Genomic DNA, 23,715 nt, shown 5'->3' with positions numbered 1-23,715 from the left:
TCGCCCTTCAGCACTGCCAGCCGGTACCCGAATTCCTGAGGCTGCGCACCAGCCGGTTGATGACAGGATCGAAGGCCTTGAGGTCGGCGGCCGAGTAGGTGAGTTCAAAGACACCCACCGTGGCGCCGTCGCACATCGCAATGGCGCGCGCATAGAGGATGCGGCTGCCCTTCTTGCCCGACCAGGTTGCCCAGCCGGGCGTCGATGCCTGGTAGGTGATGGTCCAGCCGTCTTCGGTGGCCCATTGATGCCGCTGCGCCGCCTCGTCCGCGAAATCACCCTCGGTGATCATGCTGCCGAACACCGCCAGCTCCGCCGTCGGTGTCGAAAAGCGCAGGCCGTCGCCGTTGGCCGGCGGCTCGCCGGGCCGGAAGCCGGGCGGCACGTCGATCTCGACGCCGAAGCGTTCGTTGACATAGTGGCCCCAGTCGGCTGCCAGCGACGGGGTGGCGAAAAGGGCGAGGACAAGAAAGAGCAGGGTGCGCATGGCGCACAATCTGCTGCGCCCTTGTGGCCAAAGCAAGTGGTCTCAGTCGCGCGCCGTGCGCGACAGCTGCACCGGCTTGCTCGGTGCCCGCACGATCACGCCCTTGGCCTCCAGATCCAGTTGCACGGCCTTCAGCCACCAGCCCGCCGTCGCCCCCTCCGGGAAGAGATCCTGCGGCAGCTTGGGCAGCAGCGCGGCCTTGGCGTCGGGCACCTTCATGCCGGGCAGCGCGTCCGGCAACACCGCGAGCAGGGCCGCCCGCATCGCCATGAACTTGGCCTTGTCGACCCGCTCGGTCTTGCCGGGCGTGTTGACGTTCTCGATCTCGATCTTCTCGCCGGCCATCATCGCGTTCCCTCGTGCCATCAGCTCATCGTCAGCCTGCAACGACTGCCGCCCGCGATCAACCTAGTGGTCATGTCCCGCATGCTCGTCCGTCTCGTCGCCATGCGTGCGCGCGTGCCGCCACTCGGCATAACTCTGGCGCAGGATCTGCGTGGCCGAAGTCAGGAACAGCCCGGCCATGATGCCGGCCACGACCAGGTCGGGCAGGCCGCTGTTGAACCACACCACAAAGACCGCCGAGACCACCACGGCGATATTGCCGATGGCGTCGTTGCGCGAACAGAGCCACACCGAGCGGATATTGGCGTCGCCATCCTTGTAGGCAAACAGCAGCCACACCGAAGCGAGGTTGGCAACCAGCGCCATCACCCCGACAATGCCCATCACCTCCGCCTCAGGAATGCCGAGGACGAACAGCTGGTAGAGCGTCGACCCGGCGATCCAGAGCCCCATCGCCACCAGACTCAGCCCCTTGAGAAAGGCCGCGCCGGAACGCACCGTCACCGACTTGCCGATCGCCCAGAAGCTGAGCGCATAGGTGATGCCATCGGCAAAGAAATCGAGCGCATCGGCCTTCAGCGCCTGGCTGCCCGACAGCTGTCCCGCCGTCATCTCGACGACGAACATGCCGATATTGATCACCGTCACGGCAATCAGCCGGCGCTTGTACTCGTCGTTCATGCCATCGAATGTCGCCGCGTGATCGTGGCCGTCGCTCATTGCCGTGTCCTTTGCATTGCCGGGGCGACGACCTATGTAATTGCTCTAGTGACTAGAGCTTCAAGCCCAAATCGACGGAAGGCGGGATCATGCTGCGCGAGGACTATTCCATCGGCGAACTGAGCGCCGAAACCGGCGTGAAGGTGCCCACCATCCGCTACTACGAGCAGATCGGCCTGCTCGCGGCGCCGCAGCGCACCGATGGCAACCAGCGCCGCTTCGACTCGGCCGCACTCGACCGGCTGCGCTTCATCGCCCATGCCCGCGAAATGGGCTTTCCGATGCCCTCGCTCAAAACCATGCTCCGCATTGTCGGCCATCGCGAGGCGCCATGTGGCGATCTCGACGAGATCGTCGGCGAGCGCCTGGCCGAGGTCGATGCCCGCATCGCCCGTCTCACCCGCCTGCGCGATGATCTCTCCGGCATGCTCTGCAGCCACCGGCACGGCACCGTCGCCAACTGCCGGGTCGTCGAAGTCCTCTCCGATCACGACGAGTGCGCCCACGACCACTGAGCATCCGGTGATTGGCACCTGAAGTGGACTGAGACCTCATCCTGAGCCTGTCGAAGGACGAGGTCGGGCACGATAATATCGCGCGTTGCCCCTACACCACCACTATGCCCGAATGCTTCGCCTTCTCTTCCGGCTCGACATGGATGGTGATCTGCGCATGGTCCACGCGCTCGCGCAGCTTGGCCTCGATGCGGTCGCAGATTGCATGCGCCGCGGCAACGCTCATTGCGCCCGGGACCACGAGATGAAAGTCGACAAAGATCATCTTGCCGGCCTGCCGGGTGCGGATGTCATGCGCCTCGATGGCGCCATCGGCATTGGCGGAGATGATCTCGCGAATGGCATTGAGCAGGCGCGGCTCGACCGCCACGTCCATCAGCCCGATGACGCTCTGCCGGATCAGTTGCCAGCCCGACCACAGGATGGTGATGGCAACAAACGCCGCCAGGATGGCATCGAGTTGCTGGTAGCCCGTCGCCACCGCCAGCAGCACGCCGAACAGCACGGCAACGGTGGAGACCACATCCGTCGCCAGATGCCGCCCATCGGCTTCCAGCGATGGCGATCGCTGGCGCCGCCCCACATTGATCAGCACCGAGGCCCAGATAGCGTTGATCACCGAAGCGCCCACCGAGACCGTCAGGCCGATCGGATCGGCATCGAAACTGTGCGGCGACACGAAGCCGTTATAGGCTTCGACAAAGATCACCAGCGCCGCCACGGCAATGAAGATACCGATCACCACTGCCGAAAAATACTCGGCCTTGTAATAGCCGTAGGGCAGGGTGGCATCGGCCGGCCGCGCCGCCAGCCGCACCGCCACGAGGGCCACGATGGCGGTCACCACGTTGACGACGCTTTCCAGCGCATCGGAAAACAGCGCGATCGAGCCGGTCGCCGACGCGGCATAGACCTTCAGCGCCAGTACGGTGATCCCGACGGCCAGGCTGCCATAGGCGATGCGAGTGGTCAGATTGGTCGGGGACGCTTGCATTTCCCGCCCATACGCTGCCTGAACTGACATGGCAAGACACTGAAAATGCAGGTGATTTTGAGAAGCGTTCGCAGCTGGCCGGGAATCGTTTGCCCCCGCTGGGCTCACCCACTACAACCCCTTGTAAGCGCAGCGTTCCTCAAGGAACTGAAACATTTCGGTGCGGTCGACCCAACTCGGGGACCAAGTCCGGAGCGGCTCAAAACTCCTTGGAAATTCTGCCTCCGACCAGAGGCGGGCCGCGAAGCCATTTTAAGGCTCGATGCCTGCCCCAGACGTAAAGAGAGGCGAGACACTTGGAAAAGTCTCTGATTCTTCCGCCCGGCACGGGCGTCATGCTCTGTGGCCACGGCAGCCGCAACCAGCTCGCCGTCGGCGAATTCGCCACGCTCAGCGAGCGCCTGCGCGAACGCATGCCCGACGTGCCGGTGGAATACGGCTACCTCGAGTTCGCCAATCCGGTGATCCACCAGGGCCTCGATCGGCTGCGCGACAAGGGCGTTACGAAGATCCTCGCCGTCCCCGGCATGCTGTTTGCCGCCGGCCACGCCAAGAACGACATTCCGTCGGTCCTCAACACCTACGCGGCCCGCGAAGGCGTCGACATCGCCTATGGCCGCGAACTGGGTGTCGACCTTAAGATGCTGCGCGCCGCCGGCGACCGCGTGCAGGAGGCCATCGCCGCCGCCCCCACCGAGGTGCCCCGCACCGAAACGCTGCTGCTGGTCGTCGGTCGCGGCGCCTCCGATCCCGATGCCAATTCCAATGTCGCCAAAGTCATGCGCATGCTCTGGGAAGGCATGGGCTTTGGCTGGGGCGAGGTGGCCTATTCCGGCGTCACCTTCCCGCTGGTCGGCCCGGCGCTCGATCATGCAGCCAGGCTCGGCTACCGCCGCGTCATCGTCTTTCCCTACTTCCTCTTCACCGGCGTGCTGGTCAAACGCATCTATGACGCGGTGGACGAGGCGCAGGCGAAATACCCGCAGCTCGAACTGCTCAAGGCCCCCTATCTCAACGACCATCCGCTGGTCGTCGACACCTTCGTCGATCGCATCCAGGAGATGCTGGTCGGGCAGAACCTGATGAACTGCTCCATGTGCAAGTATCGCGAGCAGGTGCTTGGCTTCGAGGCCGAAGTCGGCCTGGCACAGGAAAGCCACCACCATCATGTCGAAGGCATCGGCGGCGGACTGGAGAACTGCCCCTGCGGTGGCGATTGCGACAGTTCCTGCCGCGACGAGGCCTTCTGCAAGCGGCACGGTCTGCCGTGGACGCCGCTCCATAGCCACGACCACGGTCATTCGCATGACCACGGCGCTGCGCACCACCATCACCACGACGCCCCGCATGCACTTATCAACAGCCCGTCAAAGCCGCTTGCCAGCTTCGGCAAGCCCCACGACCACAGCCATTCGCACGCCCCGGGGGGTGCCGATCACCACCATCACCCCTATCCTCACGCCGATCATCCGCATGGTCCGGTGACACTGCCGCGCGTGCCGGGTAAGCTCGCTCGCGAGGCTAAGCGTCGGTAGCGAAATGCCCATCTTCGATCGCTATATCGCCGTGGATTGGTCAGCCAACAACGGCCCCAAGACCGGCAAGGATTCGATCTGGATCGGCGAGGCGACAGCCTCGGGGCTGCTCGCCAGCCGCAATCCATCGACCCGTGCTCTCGCCATGGCCGACATCGCGGCCACACTGCTCGCCGCCCGATCCTGCGGCGAGCGCGTCATGCTCGGCTTCGATTTCGTCTTCGGCTTTCCCGCCGGTGCTGCTGAGGCCATCGAGCGCGCTGCTCCAAATCTCTCAGTCGTCCTTCCCTCCCCCTTGCGGGGAGGGATCGAGGGTGGGGGTCGTTCAGTCACCCCTGATGGACCCCCACCCCCCGCCCCTCCCCTCAAGGGGAAGGGGAGCGATGGACCAGTGCGCGATGCTTCGTACCTCTCCGGTGGAGCATTTGCAGGTGATCAAGCCACAAACTCGATCGGCACCGCCCCCCTTGCGGGGGAGGCCGGGAGGGGGGAGGGAGAGCCCCGGCCCTGGCAGCAGATCTGGTCCACTCTCGCAGCGCTGATCGAAGACACCGACCAGAACCTTTCGAACCGCTTCGAGGTCGCCGAAGTCCTCAATCGGGCGGGCGCGCAGTTCTGGGGTCATCCGCATGGCCGCTCTTACGCCGACCTGACGCCGAAGCGGATACATGACTATGCCGACATATCCGAGCGCCGCGCCGTCGAGGGCCGCCTGCGCGGTCCGCAGCCGGTGTGGAAGCTGACCGGCGTTGGTGCTGTCGGCAGCCAGACCCTGCTCGGCATTCCGCGCCTCGAAGCGCTGCGCCGCCACCCGGTCCTCGGGGCCGACATCGCCGTCTGGCCCTTCGACACCGACTTCGAGCGCAACCTCGGTGCGCCCGTCACGCTGGTTGAGATCTATGCCTCGCTTTTCCCGCTGCAGTCTGCTGCAACGCCGAAGGATCGCGCTCAGGTCGAAACCTGCGTCAGCCGCTACGCCGGGCTCGACGCCGCTGGCCTACTGAAGACTTTCCTGTCCGCCCCGGCTGGTCTTGGCGCTGCGGACCGCGCCATCGCCATCGCCGAGGAAGGCTGGATCGCCGGGGTCGGCCACGACGCCCTCTGGCAGGTGCAGAGGGTCGCTGCATGAGCTATCTCCGCGACCCCGCTGCCATTTATGCCCAGTCGTTTGCCACCGTCCGCGCCGAAGCCGATCTCGCCGCGCTGCCGCCGACCCTGCATGATGTCGCCATCCGCATGATCCACGCCTGCGGCATGCCCGACCTCGCCTCCGACATCGTCGGCACCGCGGACCTCGCCGACGCGGTCCGCAGCGTGCTGACCAACGGCGCTCCGATTTTCTGCGATTGCGACATGGTGCGCTCGGGCGTCATCCGCCGCCACTTGCCCGAGGATACCGACCTGCTGCTGACCCTCAACCACCCCGAGGTGCCCGAACTGGCCACACGTCTCGGCACCACGCGCTCCGCCGCCGCCGTCGAACTCTGGCGCGATCGGCTTGCCGGTGCCGTTGTCCTTATCGGCAACGCGCCCACTGCGCTCTTTCACCTGCTCGAGATCATTGCCACGGGCGCGGTGAAACCCGCCGCCATCATCGCTGCGCCCGTCGGCTTTGTCGGCGCCGCCGAGAGCAAGGCCCTCCTCGCCGAGGCGCATCACGACATTCCCTTCGTCACCGTGCTGGGGCGTCGCGGCGGTTCCGCCATCACTGCTGCCGCCCTCAACGCCATCACGCGCGAGATCAACCCATGAGCCTGTGGCTGAACATCATCGGCGTCGGCGAAGGCGGCGTTCCCGATCTCCCCGCCCCGCTCCGCGAACTGGTGAGCGAGGCCTTCACCATTTTTGGCCCGCAGCGCTTTCTCTCCACCATCGGTCCGTCCACGGCCGATGTCGAAGTGCATCCCGAGCTGGTGCAGCGCCGCAGCCTCGAGGCCGTCGCCCGCGCGCTGCTCTATGTCGATGACGAGGACATCACCTTCGTCGAGGAGGACCTGTCGCGCGTGCTCATCGAGTGGCAGCCGCCCATGGAAAACATGGTGCGCCAGTTGCTGCCGCTGCGCGGTTCGCCCACGGTGATCCTCGCCACCGGCGATCCGATGTGGTTCGGCATCGGTGCCTCGCTGGCCAAGCATCTCGAACCCGGCGAGTTCGAAATCCACACGCGACCCTCTGCCTTCCAGCTGGCCGCCGCCAAGCTGCATTGGCCGCTGCAGAACGTGGCCACGCTGTCGCTGCACGGCCGCCCGGTGGAAGCCATCCACCCGCACCTGCAGCCCGGTAACCGCATTCTGGCACTGACCTCGGACGCCACCACCATCGACGGCGTCTTCGAGATCCTTGCCGATCGCGGCTACGGCAAGTCACAGCTGACGGCCCTCGAAAACCTCGGCGGGCCCGGCGAAAAGCTGACCACTGCAACGGCCGAGGAGCTCTCCTCCAAATCCGTCGGCGATTTCTACGTCCTCGCCATCGATTGCGTTGCCGATCGCGACGCGGCACTGCTGCCCGCCATCGCCGGCCTGCCCGATGACGCCTTCATCTCCGACGGCCAGTTGACCAAGCGCGACGTGCGTGCCGCGACTCTCGCGCGGCTCGCGCCGTTTCCGGGGGCGCTGCTCTGGGACGTCGGCGCCGGCTGTGGCTCGGTCGGCATCGAGTGGATGCGCGCCGCCCGCGCTGCCCGCGCCATGGCCTTCGAGCGTCACGAAAAGCGTCTCGAGATGATCGGCGACAACGCCCGCAACCTCGGCACGCCGACTCTCGAAATCGTCCCCGGCGACGCGCCCGCCTCGCTCGAAGGCAAGGACAGGCCCGATGCCGTATTTCTCGGCGGCGATGTCGGCAATGACGAACTTTTCGATGCCTGCTGGGCCGCGCTCAAGCCCGGCGGTCGTCTCGTCGCCAACGCCGTCACGCTTGATGGCGAGGCGGCGCTGCTGCGGCGCCAGTCGCTCTATGGCGGCGAACTCACCCGCATCGACATCGCCTCGCTCGACAGCGTCGGCGGCCATCAGGTCATGCGGCCGCGCCTGCCGGTCACCCAGTGGTCGGTGACGCGGCAATGACCTCGCAAGCGGCAACAGCAACCCTGCATCTGGTTGGCGTCGGACCCGGCGATCCGGAACTGCTCACCCTCAAGGCCGTGCGGCTGCTCGGTGCCGTACCGGTCATCGCCTATCCCTCGACCGGCGAGGCCGCGACGCTGGCGCTCGACATTGCACGCGGCCACCTCAATCCCGCCGCCCAACACCTGCCTGTCGCCATCCCCATGGCAGTCGAGCGCGGCCCCGCCCAGGCTGCCTACGACACCGCCGCCGCGCGCATCCTCGAGCACCTGCGGGCCGGCCGCGACGTCGCCTGGCTCTGCGAGGGCGATCCGCTGTTTTATGGATCGGCCATGTATCTGGTCGCCCGAGTCGCGCCGCACGCCGGCATATCCGTAATTCCGGGCGTCACCTCGCTCACCGCCTCGGCCGCCGCCATCGCCCGCCCGCTCGCCGCCCGCAACGAAATGCTGAAAATCCTGCCGGCGCCACTCTCCGATGCTGAACTGCGGCCCGAACTCGCTGCCGCCCCGGCCGCTGCCATCATCAAGGTCGGCCGCCATTTCGATCGCATCCGCGCGCTGCTCGGCGAGACCGGCCATGCCGCCGGCGCCATGGTCGTCGAACACGCCACCAGCAGCCGCCAGCGCATCACCCGGCTGGCCGATTTTGCGCATGACGAGCGGCCGTATTTTTCCACCATCCTCTGCTATCGCGGCACCGAGGCCTGGGGCACCACATGAAGCCGGCCATCATCACCTTCACGCCTGCGGGCACCGCTCTCGCCGGCAGACTGGCCGAGCATCTCGGCGCCGAAATCTTTGCCTGCGGCTCATCCGGTCACGACGCCAAAAGTCTGCTGCCCGAGCTCTTTGCGGCGCAGCGCCCGATCATCGGCATCTGCGCTGCCGGCATCCTGATCCGCCTGCTTGCCCCGCTCCTCTCCGACAAGCAGACCGAGCCACCCGTGCTTGCCATCTCCAGCGACAGCGCCTCGGTCGTGCCGCTGCTCGGCGGCCATCACGGCGCCAACGATCTGGCGCGTGATCTCGCACAATTGCTCGATGCCCACGCCGCCATCACCACCGCATCGGACAGTCGCTTCGCCCGTGGTCTCGATGAGCCGCCCGACGGCTGGGTGCTGAGCGATCCGGCCGAAGCCAAGCCGGCGATGATGGCGGCTCTGGTCGGCGCCAAGCTGGCGGTCGAGGGCCATGCGCCCTGGCTCGGCGAGGCCGGCTATCCGATTTCCCATTCCGGCGCGGTCAAGGTGCTGGTCACCGAGCAGCAGCTCAAGGTCGATCGCGGCCTCGTCTACCATCCGCGCACCCTTGTTGCCGGTGTCGGTTGCGAACGCGGCACGCCGGCCCGGGACGTCATCGATCTCATCGACTATTGCCTGAAAAGCGAGAACCTCTCGCCCCGCAGCCTTGCCGCCATCGCCACCGTCGAGCTCAAGGCCGACGAGGCGGCGCTGCACGCTGCTGCAAGCCATTTCGGCGTGCCGCTGCGGCTCTTTTCCGTCGATGAACTCAATCTCGAGCGCTATCGCCTCGCCGATCCTTCGCCCATCGTCGAGGCCGAAATCGGCACCCCGAGCGTGGCCGAGGCCTCGGCCCTCAAGGCCGGCAGTCTCGCCGTGCGCAAGGTCAAGGGCAAGCGCGCCACCTGCGCCATCGGCAAGGCCCCGCGGCCGCTCGACGCGGCAACGCTCGGCCGCTCGCCCGGCGTGCTGCATATTGTCGGCATCGGCCCGGGCGAAGCCATCTCGCGCACCGCCGCTTCGGTCGCGGCACTCGGCCAAAGTGCCGACTGGGTCGGCTATGGCCTCTATCTCGACCTGGTCGCCGACCTGCTGGCCGGCCAGACCGAGCATCGCTTTCCGCTCGGCGACGAAGAGCCGCGCGTCCGCCATGCCCTCGAACTGGCCGGGCAGGGCAAGACCGTGTCTCTCGTCTGCTCCGGCGACGCGCAGATCTACGCCATGGCGGCGCTGGTCTACGAACTGCTCGACGCCAAGGGCGCCCGCGCCGTCTCCGACAATGCCCGCCGCGTCGGCGTGCAAAGCCACCCCGGCATCTCCGCCTTCCAGGCCGCCTCCGGCGCTGCCGGCGCCCTCATCGGTCACGACTTTTGCTGTATTTCGCTGTCCGACCTGCTGACCCCGCGCGACGACATCCTCAAGCGGCTCGAAGGCGCGGCGCGCGCCGATTTCGTCACCGCCTTCTACAATCCGCGCTCGCAGCGCCGCATTGATCTGATGGGTGAGGCGAAGCGCATCTTCGCCGCCCATCGCCCGGCCGACACGCCGGTCATCATCGGCCGCAGTCTCGGACGACCCGAGGAGCAGGTCGAGGTCACCACCCTCGAAGCCTTCGACCCCACGACCATCGATATGCTGACCATCGTGCTCTTCGGCTCATCCACCTCGCGGGCCTTTGTCCGTGGAGATGGCCGCACCGTCGCCTTCACTCCCCGCGGCTACGAACGCAAGGAGCTCAAGGATGTTGTCTGAGCGCCCTTTCATCGCCGGCGTCTCGCCCCCCTCCCCCCTGAGGGGAGGGGTTGGGGGTGGGGGTCTGTCGGCGACCAGCCGCACCACCCCCCTCCCAACCTCCCCCGCAAGGGGGGAGGAGGTCATCGAGCTCGCGGGACCATCTGGCCGGACCGGCTCTGCAATCCAACGGAGTCACTCATGACCGTCTATTTCATCGGCGCCGGTCCCGGCGCGCCCGATCTCATCACCGTGCGCGGCCAGCGCCTGATCGAACGCTGCCCGGTCTGCCTCTACGCCGGTTCGCTGGTCCCTGCCGAAATCGTCGCCGCAGCGCCCGCGGGGGCTCTGGTGCGTGATACCGCGCCGATGCATCTCGACGACATCATTGCCGAAATCGCCGTAGCCCACGGGCGTGGCGAAGATGTCGCCCGTGTCCACTCCGGCGACCCCTCGATCTATGGCGCCGTCGCCGAGCAGATGCGGCGGCTTGATGCGCTCGACATTCCCTACGAGGTCGTGCCCGGCGTTCCCGCCTTCGCCGGCGCCGCCGCTCGCCTCGCCACCGAACTGACGCTGCCCGAAATCAGCCAGACCATCATTCTCACCCGCACCTCGGGCAAGGCCTCGGCGGTGCCCGACAGCGAGCGCCTCGAACTGCTGGGGGCCAGCAAGGCAACGCTCGCCATCCATCTCTCGATCCGCAATCTCGCCTATGTCGAGTCGGCGCTGACGCCGCACTACGGCGCCGATTGTCCCGTGGTCATCATCTATCGCGCCACCTGGCCCGACGAGGAAGTCATCGTCACGACCCTCGCCGATATGCGCGCCCGCGTCCGCGAGGAAAAGATCACCCGCACGGCGCTGATCTTCGTCGGCCACGTCTTCGGGGCGGAACACTTCCGCGATTCCAGCCTCTACGACGCCCACTTCTCCCACGTGCTGCGCAACGCCGGCAAAAAGAATAAGCGGGAGCGGGTGGGTTGACCCCTCCGCATGCAACCCTAGGGCCGGTCCAGCTTCAGCGCCGCCAGCGCCCGTCCGACCGTCGGCACCTCATGCGCCTCCGGCAGTTGCGGCCTTGCGATCACCACCACCCCGATGCGCAGCTTCAGCGCTGCCTGCAGCTTTGCCTCGGTCTGCGCGCCGCCGGAATTCTTGGTGATCAGATGGGTGATCCCCTCGTGCGTCAGCAGCTCCGTTTCTGCCCCGACATAGAATGGCGGTCGCGAGATCAGCATCTCCGCATGCGCCGGCAGCGGCTTGTCCGGCTCTTCGATGGCGCGCACCAGAAAACTGCAGTCGGTCCGCGCCAGAAACACCTCGAGCCCGCTATGCCCCACGGTCAGCATGGCGCGGGCCCCCGGCGGCAGGCCGGCGGCGGCCTCCTCGCTGTTCTCGACATGATGCCAGAACGCGTATTGCGGCTCCACCCAGGGCGGCCGCACCAGCCGCACCAGCCGCACGCCGCTGGCCTCGGCGGCGCGCACCGCTGTCATCGACGCCTGCACGGCATAGGGGTGGGTCGCATCCACCAGACGGTGAAATCCTTCGTCGGTCAGATAGCGGGCGAGGTCCTCGCCGCTGCCGAATCGCCCCACGCGCAGTTCGCCCTTGGGCAGCAGCGGATCGCTGGTCTTTCCGGCCAGCGAGGTGGTCACGTCATGTCCCATGCCCGCAAGGGCATCGGCGAGCGTCCGGGCTTCCTCGGTGCCGCCCAGAATCAATATCTTCATTCAGTCGTCACTTTCCCCGTCAATCGCCCCCCGGCGATTGTCCCCCGGCACGTCCACTCGGCCCGCCCCTCCGGCCGGCCGCCGTCTGAGGCGATGCCGCATTCTAGCGCTAAGCGGCCGGTTTTCCATAACATTTTGTTAACCATAACAGCGCCGGGCAAGTCCCCTTGCGATCACGTCTGCCGGGGAGGGCGCTGATGGCCGGTCACTTCGCCGCCCTCGATGCGCTCGACTTCCCGGCCTTCGCGCCGGGCACCGTCTGGCTGGTCGGCGCCGGTCCCGGCGCCCCCGGCCTCCTCTCGCTGCTCGGCTATCACGCCCTCGGCCAGGCCGATGTCATCGTCTATGACGCGCTGGTCTCGCGGCAGTTGCTGACGCTGGCCAGCCCGGCCGCCGAGCAGATCTATGCCGGCAAGCGCGGCGGCAAGCCGTCGGAAAAGCAGGCCGATATCTCGCTGCGTCTGGTCGAACTGGCCCGCGCCGGCAAGCGCGTGCTGCGGTTGAAGGGTGGCGATCCCTTCATGTTCGGTCGCGGCGCCGAGGAATGCGCGACGCTCGTCGCCCATGGCATCGGCTTCCGCATCGTCCCCGGCATTACGGCGGGCGTTGGCGGCCTCGCCTATGCCGGCATCCCCGCCACCTCGCGCGACACCAATCATGCCGTGATCTTCCTCACCGGCCATGACGAGACCGGCGGCGTCCCCGCTGCCGTCGACTGGTCCGCTGTCGCCAATGCGGCGCCGGTCATCGTCATGTATATGGCGGTCAAGCATCTGCCCTCCATCGCCGAAAAGCTGATGGCCGCAGGCCGCCCCGCCGACGACGCCGTCGCCGTGGTGATGAAGGCCAGCCTGCCCGAACAGACCGTCGTCCACGGCACCCTCGGCAAGGTTGCCGACATTGCCCATCTCCTCGCTGCGCCGGCCATTGTCGTGCTCGGTCCGGTCGGCCCGCTCCGCATTGATCTCGACTGGTATGTGGAAAAGCTGCGCGAGAACGCCCTTGGCTAACGGCCTCGTCATCGCCGCCCCGCGCTCCGGTTCGGGCAAGACCACCGTCACGCTCGGCCTCCTCGCAGCGCTGCGGTCCCGCGGCATTGCCGTCGCGCCGGCCAAGACCGGCCCCGATTATATCGACCGCACCATCCTCGCCCGCGCCGCCGGCACCGAGGCCATCAACCTCGATCCCTGGGCCATGGCGCCCGCCCGCCTCCGTCGTCTCGCCACCATGCATGCCGCTGCCGCAGACCTGCTGCTGGTCGAAGGCGTCATGGGTCTCTTTGATGGCGCGGCCTCGGGCACCGGCTCCACCGGCGACCTTGCCGCCACGCTCGGCCTGCCGGTCATCCTCGTCCTGGATGCCGAACGCCAGAGCCAGTCCATTGCTGCGCTGGCGCATGGTTTTGCCACCTGGCGCGCCGACGTCCGCATCGCCGGCCTGATCGTCAACCGCGCCGCCAGCGCCCGCCATGAAGCCATGCTGCGCGCCGCCCTCTCGCAACTGCCGATCCCGCTGCTCGGTGTCCTGCCGCGCCGCGACACCCTCGCGCTGCCCGACCGCCACCTCGGCCTCGTCCTGCCCGATGAGATCGCCGCCTTCGACGCCGTCGTTTCCAACGCCGCCGTCGCTATCGAGGATTTCCTCGATCTCAACCAGCTTTTGGCGCTCAGCGCGCCGATCCCTCCCCCTTCCACGGTCGATCTCCCGCCCCCCTTGAGGGGGAGGGCCGGGCAGGGGGGTGCCACAGCCCGATTGCCGCCCCTCGGCCAGCACATCGCCATCGCCCGCGATGACGCCTTCGCCTTCCTCTACCCGCATTGGCTGGCCGACTGGCACGCCGCCGGGGCCAGCCTCTCCTTTTTCTCGCCGCTCGCCGGTGAAACCCCCGGCCCGACGGCCGACGCCATCCTGCTGCCGGGCGGCTATCCCGAACTGCACGCCGGTGCCATCGCCAGCCAGCAGCACTTCATCGCCGCACTGCACGCCGCCGCCGCCCGAGGCGCGCTGATCTATGGCGAATGCGGAGGCTTCATGGTGCTGGGCAAGACCCTGACCGACAAGGCAGGCGTCACCCACACCATGGCCGGACTGCTGTCGCACGACACCCGCATCGATCGTCCCAGGCGCGTCCTCGGCTACCGCAGGCTGACCCATACGGGATCGCTGCCCTGGCCGAACTCATTGACCGGGCACGAGTTTCACTACTCCTCCGCCCGCCGCACCCACGGCACGCCGCTGTTCGCGGCAACCGATGCCCTCGGCGAGGCTCTGCCGCCCATGGGCCTGGTCGACCGGAATGTCATGGGCTCTTACGCCCATGTCATTGATGTCGCTTAGGGTTTTTCGGGCTTGCGGATCATGTAGGTGTCCATGATCCAGCCATGTCTGGCCTGTGCCTCGGCCCGCACGCGGACGATCTCTTCGGCCACATCGACCACCTTGCCAGACACCAGCATCTCGTCGGCAGTGCCCAGATAGGCGCCCCAGAAGATCTCCGTTTCGCCGCCAAAGCGTTGAAACACCTGGTGATTGTCGAGCATCGCGATGAAACTGCTGAGCTCGTCCGCCTCGCCCTCGCCCACCCGTCTGCCGGTGGTAATGGTGATCGGCTCGCCCACCCGGTTCAGCGTCACGCGGTGCTGCGCCGCCAGCGCCTGCACCGAACTGATCCCGGGAATGACTTCAATTTCAAGCGCATGGCCGGAATTGCGCATCTCCTCGACAATCCGGAGCGTGCCGTCATAAAGCGTCGGGTCACCCCAGACGAGGAATGCCCCGACGCCACCATCCGGCAGATCCTCGGTGAACAGCCGCTGGTATGCTGCCTCGAGCTTGCCCCGCCACTCGTCGACGCTCTCCCTGTAGTCCGGCGTTGCTGCCTTCCGGCGTGCCGGGATCCTGAAATCCACCAGCCGGTACTTGGGGTTACGTACAAACCGCGTCAGCATGCCGAGGCGGATGTCGTTCAGCCCGGCCTTCTCCTCGCCCTTATCGGGCATGAAGAACACCTCCGCCCGGTTCATGGCCTCGATCGCCTGAACCGTCAGATAGTCCGGATTGCCTGCCCCGATGCCGATGATCAAAATTGTGCGCATGCAACTTCCCTATCGGATCAGCGCCTCAGCCGCTAGAACGGCGCCATGCCTGGAATGACACGCGCCATCATGTTCATGGGGACCGGTTCCGACGTCGGCAAGTCGCTGATTGTTGCGGGCCTTTGTCGTGCCTTGGCCAATCGTGGCTTGCGGGTGGCGCCGTTCAAGCCGCAGAACATGTCCAACAATGCCGCGGTCACTGCCGATGGCGGCGAGATCGGCCGCGCTCAGGCCCTGCAGGCCCGCGCCGCCCGTTGCGAGCCCGTGACGGCGATGAACCCGGTTCTCCTCAAGCCCGAGCACGAAACCGGCGCGCAGGTTATAGTGCGCGGCCAGCGCCTCGGCTCGATGCCGGCCCGTGACTACTGGAAAAAGCGCGGCGAACTGCTCCCCGACGTCGTCGCGGCCTTTCGCGAACTGGCCGAGACTGCCGACATCATCGTTGTCGAGGGCGCCGGCAGCGCCTCCGAGGTCAACCTGCGGGGCAACGACATCGCCAATTTCGGCTTTGCCCAGGCCGCCGGCCTGCCGGTGGTGCTCATTGGCGACATCAATCGCGGCGGCGTCATTGCGTCCCTCGTGGGCACCTTCGCCGTCATCGACCCGGCCGATTCCGGGCTGGTCGCCGCCACGCTGGTCAACAAGTTCCAGGGCGATCCCGCCCTTTTCGCCACTGGCATCAGCTTCCTTGCCCAACGCACCGGCGTGCCCTGCTTTGGGCCGGTACCGATGTTCCCCGATGCGGCCAGGCTGCCGGCCGAGGACGTGCTGGCGCTCGACGAAAAGCCGCCAAGCTCTTCTGGCAGCTTGACGATTGCCGTCCCCCGCCTGCCGCGCATCGCCAATTTCGACGATCTCGATCCGCTCAAGGCCGAACCGGGCGTCAATCTCGTCATCGTCCAGCCCGGCACCCCGCTGCCGCCGGCCGATCTCGTCATCATCCCGGGCTCCAAGGCCACCATCGCTGATCTGGCGGCGCTCCGCCGCGAAGGCTGGGACCTTGATATCCGCGCCCATCACCGTCAGGGCCGCCCGGTGCTGGGCATTTGCGGCGGCTACCAGATGCTGGGCAACACCATCGCCGACCCGCTCGGCCTTGAGGGCCAGCCCGAAACCGTCGCCGGCCTTGGCCTGCTCGATGTCGACACCACCCTGGAGCCGGTCAAGCAGCTCAAACTCGAGGCCGCTGCGGCGCTCGGCCAGCCGCTTGCCGGCTATCACATGCATATGGGCGCAACCCTCGGGCCGGACACGCAAAATCCGTTCGCCACGGTCTCCGGCAAACCCGAAGGCGCTACTGCGGCCGGCGTCTCCGGCACCTACCTTCACGGCCTCTTCGCGGCCGACGGGTTTCGCGCGGCGTTTCTCCAGTCGCTGGGCGCCCCGGCCGGCGATCTTTTCTATGAGCGCAGCATCGACGCCACTCTCGATGGCCTCGCAGCGCATCTCGAAACCCATCTTGACGTCGATGCCATTCTTGCCCTCGCACGACCTGTAAAGGCCTGACGCCATGCATGTTTTTCTGCCGCCCCTGGCGCTGCTGCTCGAACGTCTGATCGGCTACCCGCGCCCGCTCTACGGCGCCATCCGTCATCCGGTGGTCTGGATGGGCGCTCTGCTTGGCTGGCTCGATACCACCCTCAACACGGGCGGCCACCGCCGTCTGCGCGGTGTCCTCGCTCTGCTCGCGCTCCTGTTTGCCACCGCCGCCATCACCGTGCCCATCCGGCTGGCGCTCGGTCTGGTGCCCTTCGGCTGGGTCCTCGAAGCCATCCTCGCCACCAGCCTGCTGGCCCAGAAGGAACTGGGTCGCGCCGTCCGCGCCGTGGCCGACGCTCTCGATCATTCGCTCGAGGCCGGCCGCCGGCAGGTCAGCCAGATCGTCGGCCGCGACCCCGAAACGCTGGACGGGGCAGGGGTCTCTCGCGCCGCCGTCGAGAGCCTGGCCGAGTCGACCTCTGACGGCGTCGTGGCGCCGCTCTTCTGGCTGCTCGGCGGCCTGCCGGGCATCGCTCTCTACAAGGCCATCAATACCGCGGACTCGATGATCGGCCACAAGACTGAAAAGTATGGCGAATTCGGCTGGGCCGCCGCCCGGCTTGATGATCTGGTCAACTGGATTCCGGCGCGCCTCTCGGCCCTGCTGGTTGCCGGCGCCGCCTTCTGGGTCAAGGATGCCGACGCCGAGAAGGCGTGGACCACCGCCCTGCGCGACGCCCGCAAGCATGCCTCGCCCAATGCCGGCTGGCCCGAAGCCGCCTTTGCCGGCGCACTCGGCTTTGGCCTCGGCGGGCCGCGCGCCTATGCCGGCGAAACGCTGGATCTGCCCGGCCTCGGCGATGGCCGGCGCGATCTCGGGCCGGCCGATATCCGCAAGGCGCTCGAACTCTACGCCATGGCCCTCAACCTGGCGCTGGGTCTCTGCCTGGCCATTGCCGTGCTCACCTACAGCTAGGCTTCGTGGATCGGGCGGTCCGCCACTTCCGGCACATCACCCTTGAGCACCATCGGCAGTCCGGCCACCACGAAATAGACGTCGTCGCAGGTCTCCGCCAGCCGCTGGTGCGCCGAACCGGCCAGGTCGCGGAACATCCGCGCCAGCGCATTGTCCGGCACGATGCCGAGCCCGACTTCGTTGGACACGAGGATCACCCGCGTCTCGCGCAATGCGCCGAGGGTCTCCACCAGTTCGTCGACGGCACCGGCCACATTGCGGTTGGCGCCCAGCAGGTTGGTGATCCACAGCGTCAGGCAGTCGACAAGGATCACATCGTGCTCGCGCGCCGCCGCCACCAGCGACCCGGCAAGGTCCAGCGGTTCCTCGATTGTCGCGAACCGGCCCTGCCGCTGTTCCTGGTGGGTGCGCACCCGCTCACGCATTTCGCCGTCCAGCGCCTTGGCTGTCGCCAGATAGGCCGGCTTGCTGCCGGCTCGCATCGCCAGCCGTTCGGCAAGACTGGTCTTGCCCGAGCGGGCGCCGCCCAGCACGAGCACATGTCCCTCGCTCATCGCGAACCTCCTATGCCTTGACCGCCGGTTGCGGGCCCGTCGCGCTGCCTCGTCGGCATCCCGAATCCGCCCGCATTGCGGTACAAACCGACCTTGGCCGCATGCGAGCCATGCGGCAAGCTTGCTTGGCACCTGAAATCGATTGGTTATTCTACTTTCGTCTATGGGGCATTGGCATTATGGTCCGCGCCGACTAGCAACAGCCCTGTACCAAATCCTTTGGAGTCTCCGCGGGTGGTAACCTATTTTCTGGGGGTGGACGGTGGCGGCACGAATTGCCGCATCCGGCTCGCCGACGAAAACCTCAATACACTAGCTGACGCCAATGGCGGCCGGTCGAACCTGCAGATCGAGAACGGCGATGCCGCCTACGCCTCGATTACCGAGGGGACGCGGGAAGTTTTTGCCAAGGCCGGCATCGATTTTTCCGAAACTGCCAACACCTTCGCCTGCTACGGCATGGCCGGCGGTCGCCTGCCATCGGCACGCACCTCGTTTTCCGAGCGGAGTTGGCCCTTCGCCCAGGTGACCGTCTATGACGATATCGATATCGCCCGCGCCGGCGCCCATGGGGGCGGCGACGGCGGCGTCATCATCGTCGGCACCGGTTCGGCCGCCATGGCTCTGGCCGATGGCCAGCGCCACCAGTGCGGCGGCTGGGGCTTCCACATTGGCGACCAGATGTCCGGCGCCATTCTCGGCCGCGAACTGGTGCGCCGCGCCGTCGAGGCCACCGATGGCCTGGTCTCCGGCTCGCCGCTGACCGAAGCTGCCGTCGAAAGACTGGGCGGCACGCTTGATGCGGTGATGGACTGGTCGTTCCAGGATCGCCGGCCCGCCGACTACGGCGCCCTGGCGCCGATGGTCATGGAGTACTACGAGAAGGGCGATCCGGTGGCCCGCGAACTCATGGACATCGAGTTCGGCTACATCGACAACTACGTCGCCTGGTTCAAGGCACGCAACGTCACCAAGATGGCTGCCGTCGGTGGCCTCGGCACCCGCCTCTATCCGTTGCTGGAACAGCGCTATGGCGATTTCATCGTCCGGCCCCAGCATGAGCCTCTGCATGGCGCGGTCATCCTCGCCCGCCAGAACAAGAGCGCATAACCACCCGTCAGGAGACAACCCAGCGTGTCCAGCCGCATTATTCCGGTCCAGCCTTTCGATTACGTGGTGTTCGGCGCCACCGGCGATCTCACCAAGCGCAAGCTCCTGCCGGCGCTCTATCACCGTTTCCTGGATGGCCAGTTCGACGAGCAGAGCCGCATTATCGGCGTGTCCCGGACCAAGCTGACGGACGCCGAGTTCCGCACGGCGGCGCGCGAGTCCATCGCCAGCTTCGTCGAGGAGCCCTACCGCGACGACAAGGTCATCGAGCGCTTCGTCTCGATCCTGTCCTACGTCTCCAATGACGTGTCGGACGAAAAGAAGTGGAACGAGATCAAGGGGCTCCGCACCGATCCCAAGATCATCCGCGCCTTCTATCTGGCCATCGCGCCCGACCTCTTCGGCCCCACCTGCGACTACATCAAGAAGCAGGGCTACTACCGCCGCGACGCCCGCGTGGTGATCGAAAAGCCGCTCGGCCACGATCTCGCCTCGTCCGAGCAGATCAATGACGAGGTGTCGCGGATCTTCAAGGAAGATCAGGTCTACCGCATCGATCACTACCTCGGCAAAGAGACGGTGCAGAATCTCCTGGCGCTGCGCTTTGCCAACATCCTGTTCGAGCCGATCTGGAACTCCGCCCATATCGACCACGTGCAGATCACCGTGGCCGAAAACGTCGGCGCCGGCACCCGGGGCTATTACGACGAGTCCGGCGCCCTGCGCGACATGATCCAGAACCACATCATCCAGCTGCTCTGCCTTGTGGCGCTCGAGCCGCCGGCCTCCGACGAGGCCGATGCCCTGCGCGACGAAAAGCTCAAGGTGCTGCGCTCGCTCAAGCCGATCGTCAACGGCGACGTTTCCAAGTTCACCGTGCGCGGCCAGTACCGTGCCGGCAGCGTCGATGGCGCCGCCGTCGTCGGCTACCAGGACGAACTGCCCGAGGACAAGAAGGGCTCGCACACCGAAACCTTCGTCGCCCTCAAGGCCGAGATCGAGAACTGGCGCTGGGCCGGCGTGCCCTTCTACATCCGCACCGGCAAGCGCCTCGTTTCGCGCGCTTCGGAAATCGTGATCCAGTTCCGCGCCATTCCGCACTCCATGTTCGATCATGCCGAAGGCGCGCCCAAGCCCAACCGTCTGGTCATCCGCATCCAGCCCGACGAGGGCGTCAAGCTGCTCATGATGATCAAGGACCCGGGCCCCGGCGGCATGCGCCTGCGCGAAGTGCCGCTCAACCTCAGCTTTGCCCAGACCTTCACCGAGCGGACGCCGGAAGCCTATGAGCGTCTGCTGCTCGATGTCGTGCGCGGCAGCCAGACCCTGTTCATGCGCCGCGACGAGCTCGAGGCCGCCTGGTCATGGGTCGATCCGATCCGCCACGCCTGGGACGGCACATCCGATGCGCCGCAGCCCTATACGGCCGGCACCTGGGGTCCCACCGGCGCCATCGCGCTGATCGAGCGCGACGGTCGCACCTGGCACGAGGACGGCCATTGAGTCCCATCAGGCGCAGCTTTGCGAGCAAGGACGAACTGGCGCTGGCGCTGGCCGATGCCGTGGCCGGCGACCTCAACGCGGGTCTCGCGGCCCGTGGCAAGGCGGCGCTGGCCGTCTCCGGCGGATCCACGCCGGCAAAATTCTTCCAGGCTCTGAGCCAGCGCACCGATGTCGACTGGACGCGGGTTACCGTCACCCTGGTCGACGAGCGCTGGGTCGATGAAACCTCTGATCGCTCCAACGCCCGGCTGGTGAAGGCCAACCTGCTGCAGGGTCCCGCCGCCGCCGCGACCTTCGTGCCGCTCTACCAGGGCGGCGACATCCCTGATGCCGCCGGCATTGCCCGCTCCGGCGACGCTATTGGCGCAATCGGCGAACTTGATGCGGTTGTCCTCGGCATGGGCAACGACGGTCACACGGCCTCGTTCTTTCCGGGCGGCGACACGCTCGAGCAGGCGCTCACCGTCGAGGGACCGGTGATTTCGATCCGTGCACCGGGTGCTGGGGAGCCCCGCGTCACGCTGACCCTCCGCCGCCTTCTCGCCGCGGATGGGGTCTATCTGCATATCGAGGGAGAGGAAAAGGCCAAGGTTCTGGATCAGGCACTCGCCGAAGGCACCGTTGAAGAGATGCCCGTGCGCGCCGTTCTGCGACAGACCCAAAAGCCTGTGACCGTATTCTGGTGTCCCTGATAGGAGCGGGGACGCCCCGCTAGGAGAAAAACATGTCTGTCCGCAAGTCCATTCAGGACGTGACCGATCGCATCGCGGCCCGGAGTGCGCTGTCGCGCCGGGACTATCTCGACCGCATCGAGGCTGCCCGCGAACGCGGCGTTTATCGCTCGACCCTCTCCTGTGGCAACCTGGCGCACGGCTTTGCCGCCTGTGCGCCGGCCGACAAGGCGAGGCTGGCCGGCAACAAGACGCTGAACCTGGGCATCGTCACCTCCTACAACGACATGCTCAGTGCCCATCAGCCCTACCAGGCCTATCCCGACATCATCAAGGAAGCGGCACGCCAGATCGGCTCCACCGCCCAAGTCGCCGGCGGCGTTCCCGCCATGTGCGACGGCGTCACCCAGGGTCAGCCGGGCATGGATCTGTCGCTATTCTCGCGTGACGTCATTGCCATGTCGACGGCCATCGCCCTCAGCCACAACATGTTCGATGCCGCGGTCTATCTCGGCATCTGCGACAAGATCGTGCCGGGCCTCTTGATCGGCGCGCTCACCTTCGGCCACCTGCCGGGCGTCTTCGTCCCCGCCGGTCCGATGCCCTCTGGCCTGCCCAATGACGAGAAGGCGCGCGTCCGCCAGCTCTATGCCGAAGGCAAGGTCGGCCGCGCCGAGCTGCTCGAGGCCGAGGCCAAGTCCTACCACTCGCCCGGCACCTGCACCTTTTACGGCACGGCCAATTCCAACCAGATGCTGATGGAGATCATGGGTCTCCATCTCCCCGGTGCCAGCTTCGTCAATCCGGGCACGTCGCTGCGTGACGCGCTGACCCGCGAGGCAACCCGGCGCGCCCTGTCGCTGTCGGCCGAAGGCAATGCCTACACCCCGGTCGGTCACATCGTCGACGAGAAGGCCATGGTCAACGGCCTCGTCGGCCTGCTCGCCACCGGCGGCTCGACCAATCACACCATGCACCTGATCGCCATTGCAGCGGCGGCCGGTCTGCACATCACCTGGGAAGACATGTCGGAACTCTCCGACGTCGTCCCGCTGCTGACACGCGTCTATCCCAACGGCATCGCCGACGTGAACCATTTCCATGCTGCCGGCGGCATGGGCTTCCTGATCCGCGAACTGCTCGAGGCCGGCTACCTGCACGAGGACGTCAAGACCGTCTGGGGCGATGGCCTCTCCGGCTATGCCGTCGAGGCCCGCCTGCTCGAGGACAAGCTGGTCTTCGATCCGTCGCCCAAAGAATCCGGCAACCCCAAGGTGCTGGCCCCGGCGTCGGCCGCCTTCTCGCAGAACGGCGGTCTCAAGCTGCTGCGCGGCAATCTGGGCGCCTCGGTCATCAAGGTGTCGGCCGTCAAGCCCGAGAACCGCATCATCGAGGCCAAGGCCCGCGTCTTCCACACCCAGCAGGGTCTGCAGGACGCCTTCAAGGCCGGTGAGCTCAATGGCGACATGGTCGCCGTGGTCCGCTTCCAGGGCCCCAAGTCCGTCGGCATGCCCGAACTGCACAAGCTCACCCCGGCCCTCAGCATCCTGCAGGATCGCGGTTTCAAGGTGGCGCTGTTGACCGATGGCCGCATGTCCGGTGCGTCCGGCAAGGTGCCGGCCGCCATCCACGTCACCCCGGAAGCCTCCGACGGCGGCCCGATCTCGAAGATCCGCGATGGCGACCTCATCCGTCTCGATGCCGAAGCCGGTACGCTCGTCTTCCTCGGCGACGAGCGCGAGTTCATGTCGCGCACCCCCGCCACCCAGGACCTGCGCTCGGAACAGTTCGGCATGGGCCGCGAGCTCTTCGCCGGCTTCCGCTCCCTCGTCGGCGCCGCCGACCGCGGCGCCAGCGTCTTTGGCTAGGCCTTGATGGGCGTAACCTCCACGCCCATCGCCTCGCCAAACCGCTCGAAAAAGCCGTCGATCACCTTCTGTGCCGAACTACCGATCAGCGCCTTGCCCAGCTTCATGATGCCGCCGTCGGCGCCGCCGCTGGCGGTGAATTTCAGGTTGGTGCCGCCTGGTGCGTCCTGGATGATGATATCGGCCGCGCCCTGCGCCATCCCCAGCATGCCGCCGCGCCCCTTGCCGCCCAGCGTATAGCTTTCCGCCGGCACCACATTGGTCAGTGACAGGTCGCCGGTGAAAGTGGGTTTGATCAGGCCGAAGTTGACGGTGATCTCCACTTCCAGGCTCGCCTCGCCGGTCCACTCGATGCGGCTGCATCCCGGAATGGCGGCTTTCAGCGTGGCGGCATCGTTGAGCGCCGCCCACACACGCTCACGGGGCGCTGAGAACAGGTAGTTGCCGCCAAACTCCAAGATCGTTTCTCCGCCGGTTGGGACTTTTCGTGCGTCTTTTTCGCACCATATAGGCAAAATAGGGTCGGGCGCAGGGGCAATCAATTGTCACCGCCCCGCGACATGAGGAACATGGCGCCAATTCAGGT

Annotated in this window: 24 protein-coding genes; 16 read left to right on the top strand and 8 right to left on the bottom strand. The window is 66.6% G+C overall.

The genetic code is table 11. The features are described 5' to 3' along the window. Nucleotides 1-7 precede the first annotated feature (7 nt). Genes AC0L4C_RS02390 through AC0L4C_RS02380 form a run of 3 tightly spaced genes read right to left on the bottom strand, consistent with a single transcriptional unit; the run spans nucleotide 8 to nucleotide 1,552 of the window. Nucleotides 8-487 (bottom strand): hypothetical protein, encoded by a 480-nt coding sequence (locus AC0L4C_RS02390; protein WP_473401920.1) that lies wholly within the window; start codon nucleotides 485-487, stop codon nucleotides 8-10. A gap of 42 nt (nucleotides 488-529) precedes the next feature. Next, complete coding sequence (locus AC0L4C_RS02385; RefSeq protein ID WP_473401919.1) at nucleotides 530-853, bottom strand: DUF6958 family protein; 324 nt, start codon at nucleotides 851-853, stop codon at nucleotides 530-532. A 42-nt stretch (nucleotides 854-895) separates the two neighbouring features. Continuing rightward, nucleotides 896-1,552, bottom strand: coding sequence for a cation efflux transmembrane domain-containing protein (locus tag AC0L4C_RS02380; RefSeq protein ID WP_473401918.1), 657 nt, complete (start codon nucleotides 1,550-1,552; stop codon nucleotides 896-898). A gap of 89 nt (nucleotides 1,553-1,641) precedes the next feature. On the opposite strand from AC0L4C_RS02380, the gene AC0L4C_RS02375 reads away from it, so the two are divergent. Further along, nucleotides 1,642-2,067 carry a MerR family transcriptional regulator gene (locus AC0L4C_RS02375; RefSeq protein WP_473401917.1) on the top strand — a complete coding sequence of 142 codons (426 nt, stop codon included), beginning with the start codon at nucleotides 1,642-1,644 and terminating at the stop codon, nucleotides 2,065-2,067. Nucleotides 2,068-2,158: 91 nt separating this feature from the next. Here AC0L4C_RS02375 and AC0L4C_RS02370 read toward each other — a convergent pair whose 3' ends face one another. Continuing rightward, nucleotides 2,159-3,061, bottom strand: a complete 903-nt coding sequence (locus AC0L4C_RS02370) for a cation diffusion facilitator family transporter (protein WP_473401916.1) — start codon at nucleotides 3,059-3,061, stop codon at nucleotides 2,159-2,161. A 335-nt stretch (nucleotides 3,062-3,396) separates the two neighbouring features. Between AC0L4C_RS02370 and AC0L4C_RS02365 the strand changes: the two genes are divergently transcribed. The 7 genes from AC0L4C_RS02365 to cobM all read left to right on the top strand — a co-directional run bounded on the left by AC0L4C_RS02365 (nucleotide 3,397) and on the right by cobM (nucleotide 11,124). Beyond that, entirely contained in the window at nucleotides 3,397-4,596 is a 1,200-nt protein-coding gene (locus AC0L4C_RS02365) for a sirohydrochlorin chelatase (protein ID WP_473403437.1), read from the top strand. A 4-nt stretch (nucleotides 4,597-4,600) separates the two neighbouring features. Then, nucleotides 4,601-5,725, top strand: coding sequence for a hypothetical protein (locus AC0L4C_RS02360; RefSeq protein WP_473401915.1), 1,125 nt, complete (start codon nucleotides 4,601-4,603; stop codon nucleotides 5,723-5,725). After that, nucleotides 5,722-6,348 (top strand): precorrin-8X methylmutase, encoded by a 627-nt coding sequence (locus AC0L4C_RS02355; protein ID WP_473401914.1) that lies wholly within the window; start codon nucleotides 5,722-5,724, stop codon nucleotides 6,346-6,348. The genes AC0L4C_RS02360 and AC0L4C_RS02355 overlap by 4 nt, the downstream gene beginning before the upstream one ends. After that, nucleotides 6,345-7,664, top strand: a complete 1,320-nt coding sequence (gene cbiE, locus AC0L4C_RS02350; protein ID WP_473401913.1) for a precorrin-6y C5,15-methyltransferase (decarboxylating) subunit CbiE — start codon at nucleotides 6,345-6,347, stop codon at nucleotides 7,662-7,664. Before AC0L4C_RS02355 ends, cbiE begins: the two co-directional genes overlap by 4 nt. Beyond that, nucleotides 7,661-8,386 carry a precorrin-2 C(20)-methyltransferase gene (gene cobI, locus AC0L4C_RS02345; protein WP_473401912.1) on the top strand — a complete coding sequence of 242 codons (726 nt, stop codon included), beginning with the start codon at nucleotides 7,661-7,663 and terminating at the stop codon, nucleotides 8,384-8,386. Before cbiE ends, cobI begins: the two co-directional genes overlap by 4 nt. Continuing rightward, nucleotides 8,383-10,158, top strand: a complete 1,776-nt coding sequence (locus tag AC0L4C_RS02340; RefSeq protein WP_473401911.1) for a cobalamin biosynthesis protein — start codon at nucleotides 8,383-8,385, stop codon at nucleotides 10,156-10,158. Before cobI ends, AC0L4C_RS02340 begins: the two co-directional genes overlap by 4 nt. 180 nt (nucleotides 10,159-10,338) lie before the next feature. Further along, on the top strand, nucleotides 10,339-11,124 hold the full coding sequence (cobM, locus tag AC0L4C_RS02335) for a precorrin-4 C(11)-methyltransferase (protein WP_473401910.1): 786 nt from the start codon (nucleotides 10,339-10,341) through the stop codon (nucleotides 11,122-11,124). Between the two features lie 17 nt (nucleotides 11,125-11,141). Here the strand turns inward: cobM and AC0L4C_RS02330 are convergent, their stop codons facing one another. After that, nucleotides 11,142-11,873, bottom strand: coding sequence for a cobalt-precorrin-6A reductase (locus AC0L4C_RS02330; RefSeq protein WP_473401909.1), 732 nt, complete (start codon nucleotides 11,871-11,873; stop codon nucleotides 11,142-11,144). Nucleotides 11,874-12,070: 197 nt separating this feature from the next. Between AC0L4C_RS02330 and cobA the strand changes: the two genes are divergently transcribed. Continuing rightward, nucleotides 12,071-12,883, top strand: a complete 813-nt coding sequence (gene cobA / locus AC0L4C_RS02325) for a uroporphyrinogen-III C-methyltransferase (protein ID WP_473401908.1) — start codon at nucleotides 12,071-12,073, stop codon at nucleotides 12,881-12,883. Next, nucleotides 12,876-14,210 carry a cobyrinate a,c-diamide synthase gene (locus AC0L4C_RS02320; protein WP_473401907.1) on the top strand — a complete coding sequence of 445 codons (1,335 nt, stop codon included), beginning with the start codon at nucleotides 12,876-12,878 and terminating at the stop codon, nucleotides 14,208-14,210. The genes cobA and AC0L4C_RS02320 overlap by 8 nt, the downstream gene beginning before the upstream one ends. On the opposite strand, the gene cobF is transcribed toward AC0L4C_RS02320, so the two are convergent. Continuing rightward, a complete protein-coding gene (gene cobF / locus AC0L4C_RS02315) occupies nucleotides 14,207-14,968 on the bottom strand; it encodes a precorrin-6A synthase (deacetylating) (RefSeq protein ID WP_473401906.1) in 762 nt (253 codons plus the stop codon). The genes AC0L4C_RS02320 and cobF overlap by 4 nt on opposite strands. Before the next feature lie 54 nt (nucleotides 14,969-15,022). Here cobF and AC0L4C_RS02310 point away from each other — a divergent pair, with 54 nt between their 5' ends. Together AC0L4C_RS02310 and cbiB are read left to right on the top strand one after the other, a co-directional pair. After that, the gene (locus AC0L4C_RS02310; protein ID WP_473403436.1) at nucleotides 15,023-16,474 is read left to right on the top strand and encodes a cobyric acid synthase; all 1,452 of its coding nucleotides are present in this window, start codon (nucleotides 15,023-15,025) and stop codon (nucleotides 16,472-16,474) included. Nucleotides 16,475-16,478: 4 nt separating this feature from the next. Next, nucleotides 16,479-17,423: an adenosylcobinamide-phosphate synthase CbiB gene (cbiB, locus tag AC0L4C_RS02305; RefSeq protein WP_473401905.1), complete on the top strand. Its 945-nt coding sequence runs from the start codon at nucleotides 16,479-16,481 to the stop codon at nucleotides 17,421-17,423. Here cbiB and cobU read toward each other — a convergent pair. Continuing rightward, nucleotides 17,420-17,977, bottom strand: coding sequence for a bifunctional adenosylcobinamide kinase/adenosylcobinamide-phosphate guanylyltransferase (gene cobU / locus AC0L4C_RS02300; protein ID WP_473401904.1), 558 nt, complete (start codon nucleotides 17,975-17,977; stop codon nucleotides 17,420-17,422). The genes cbiB and cobU overlap by 4 nt on opposite strands. A 234-nt stretch (nucleotides 17,978-18,211) precedes the next feature. Here cobU and AC0L4C_RS02295 point away from each other — a divergent pair, with 234 nt between their 5' ends. Genes AC0L4C_RS02295 through edd form a run of 4 tightly spaced genes read left to right on the top strand, consistent with a single transcriptional unit; the run spans nucleotide 18,212 to nucleotide 23,129 of the window. After that, the gene (locus AC0L4C_RS02295; RefSeq protein WP_473401903.1) at nucleotides 18,212-19,087 is read left to right on the top strand and encodes a glucosamine kinase nucleotide-binding domain-containing protein; all 876 of its coding nucleotides are present in this window, start codon (nucleotides 18,212-18,214) and stop codon (nucleotides 19,085-19,087) included. A 24-nt stretch (nucleotides 19,088-19,111) separates the two neighbouring features. Further along, a complete protein-coding gene (gene zwf / locus AC0L4C_RS02290) occupies nucleotides 19,112-20,590 on the top strand; it encodes a glucose-6-phosphate dehydrogenase (RefSeq protein ID WP_473401902.1) in 1,479 nt (492 codons plus the stop codon). Next, nucleotides 20,587-21,282 carry a 6-phosphogluconolactonase gene (gene pgl / locus AC0L4C_RS02285; RefSeq protein ID WP_473401901.1) on the top strand — a complete coding sequence of 232 codons (696 nt, stop codon included), beginning with the start codon at nucleotides 20,587-20,589 and terminating at the stop codon, nucleotides 21,280-21,282. Before zwf ends, pgl begins: the two co-directional genes overlap by 4 nt. 32 nt (nucleotides 21,283-21,314) lie before the next feature. Continuing rightward, on the top strand, nucleotides 21,315-23,129 hold the full coding sequence (gene edd, locus AC0L4C_RS02280; protein ID WP_473401899.1) for a phosphogluconate dehydratase: 1,815 nt from the start codon (nucleotides 21,315-21,317) through the stop codon (nucleotides 23,127-23,129). On the opposite strand, the gene AC0L4C_RS02275 is transcribed toward edd, so the two are convergent. Next, on the bottom strand, nucleotides 23,126-23,587 hold the full coding sequence (locus AC0L4C_RS02275) for a CoxG family protein (RefSeq protein WP_473401898.1): 462 nt from the start codon (nucleotides 23,585-23,587) through the stop codon (nucleotides 23,126-23,128). The genes edd and AC0L4C_RS02275 overlap by 4 nt on opposite strands. Nucleotides 23,588-23,715: the final 128 nt, after the last annotated feature.

The sequence above is a fragment of the Devosia sp. J20-27 genome, assembly GCF_055808595.1.
The sequence above is the reverse complement of the archived record's forward strand: the minus strand, read 5'-3'. Positions and strand labels throughout refer to the sequence as shown.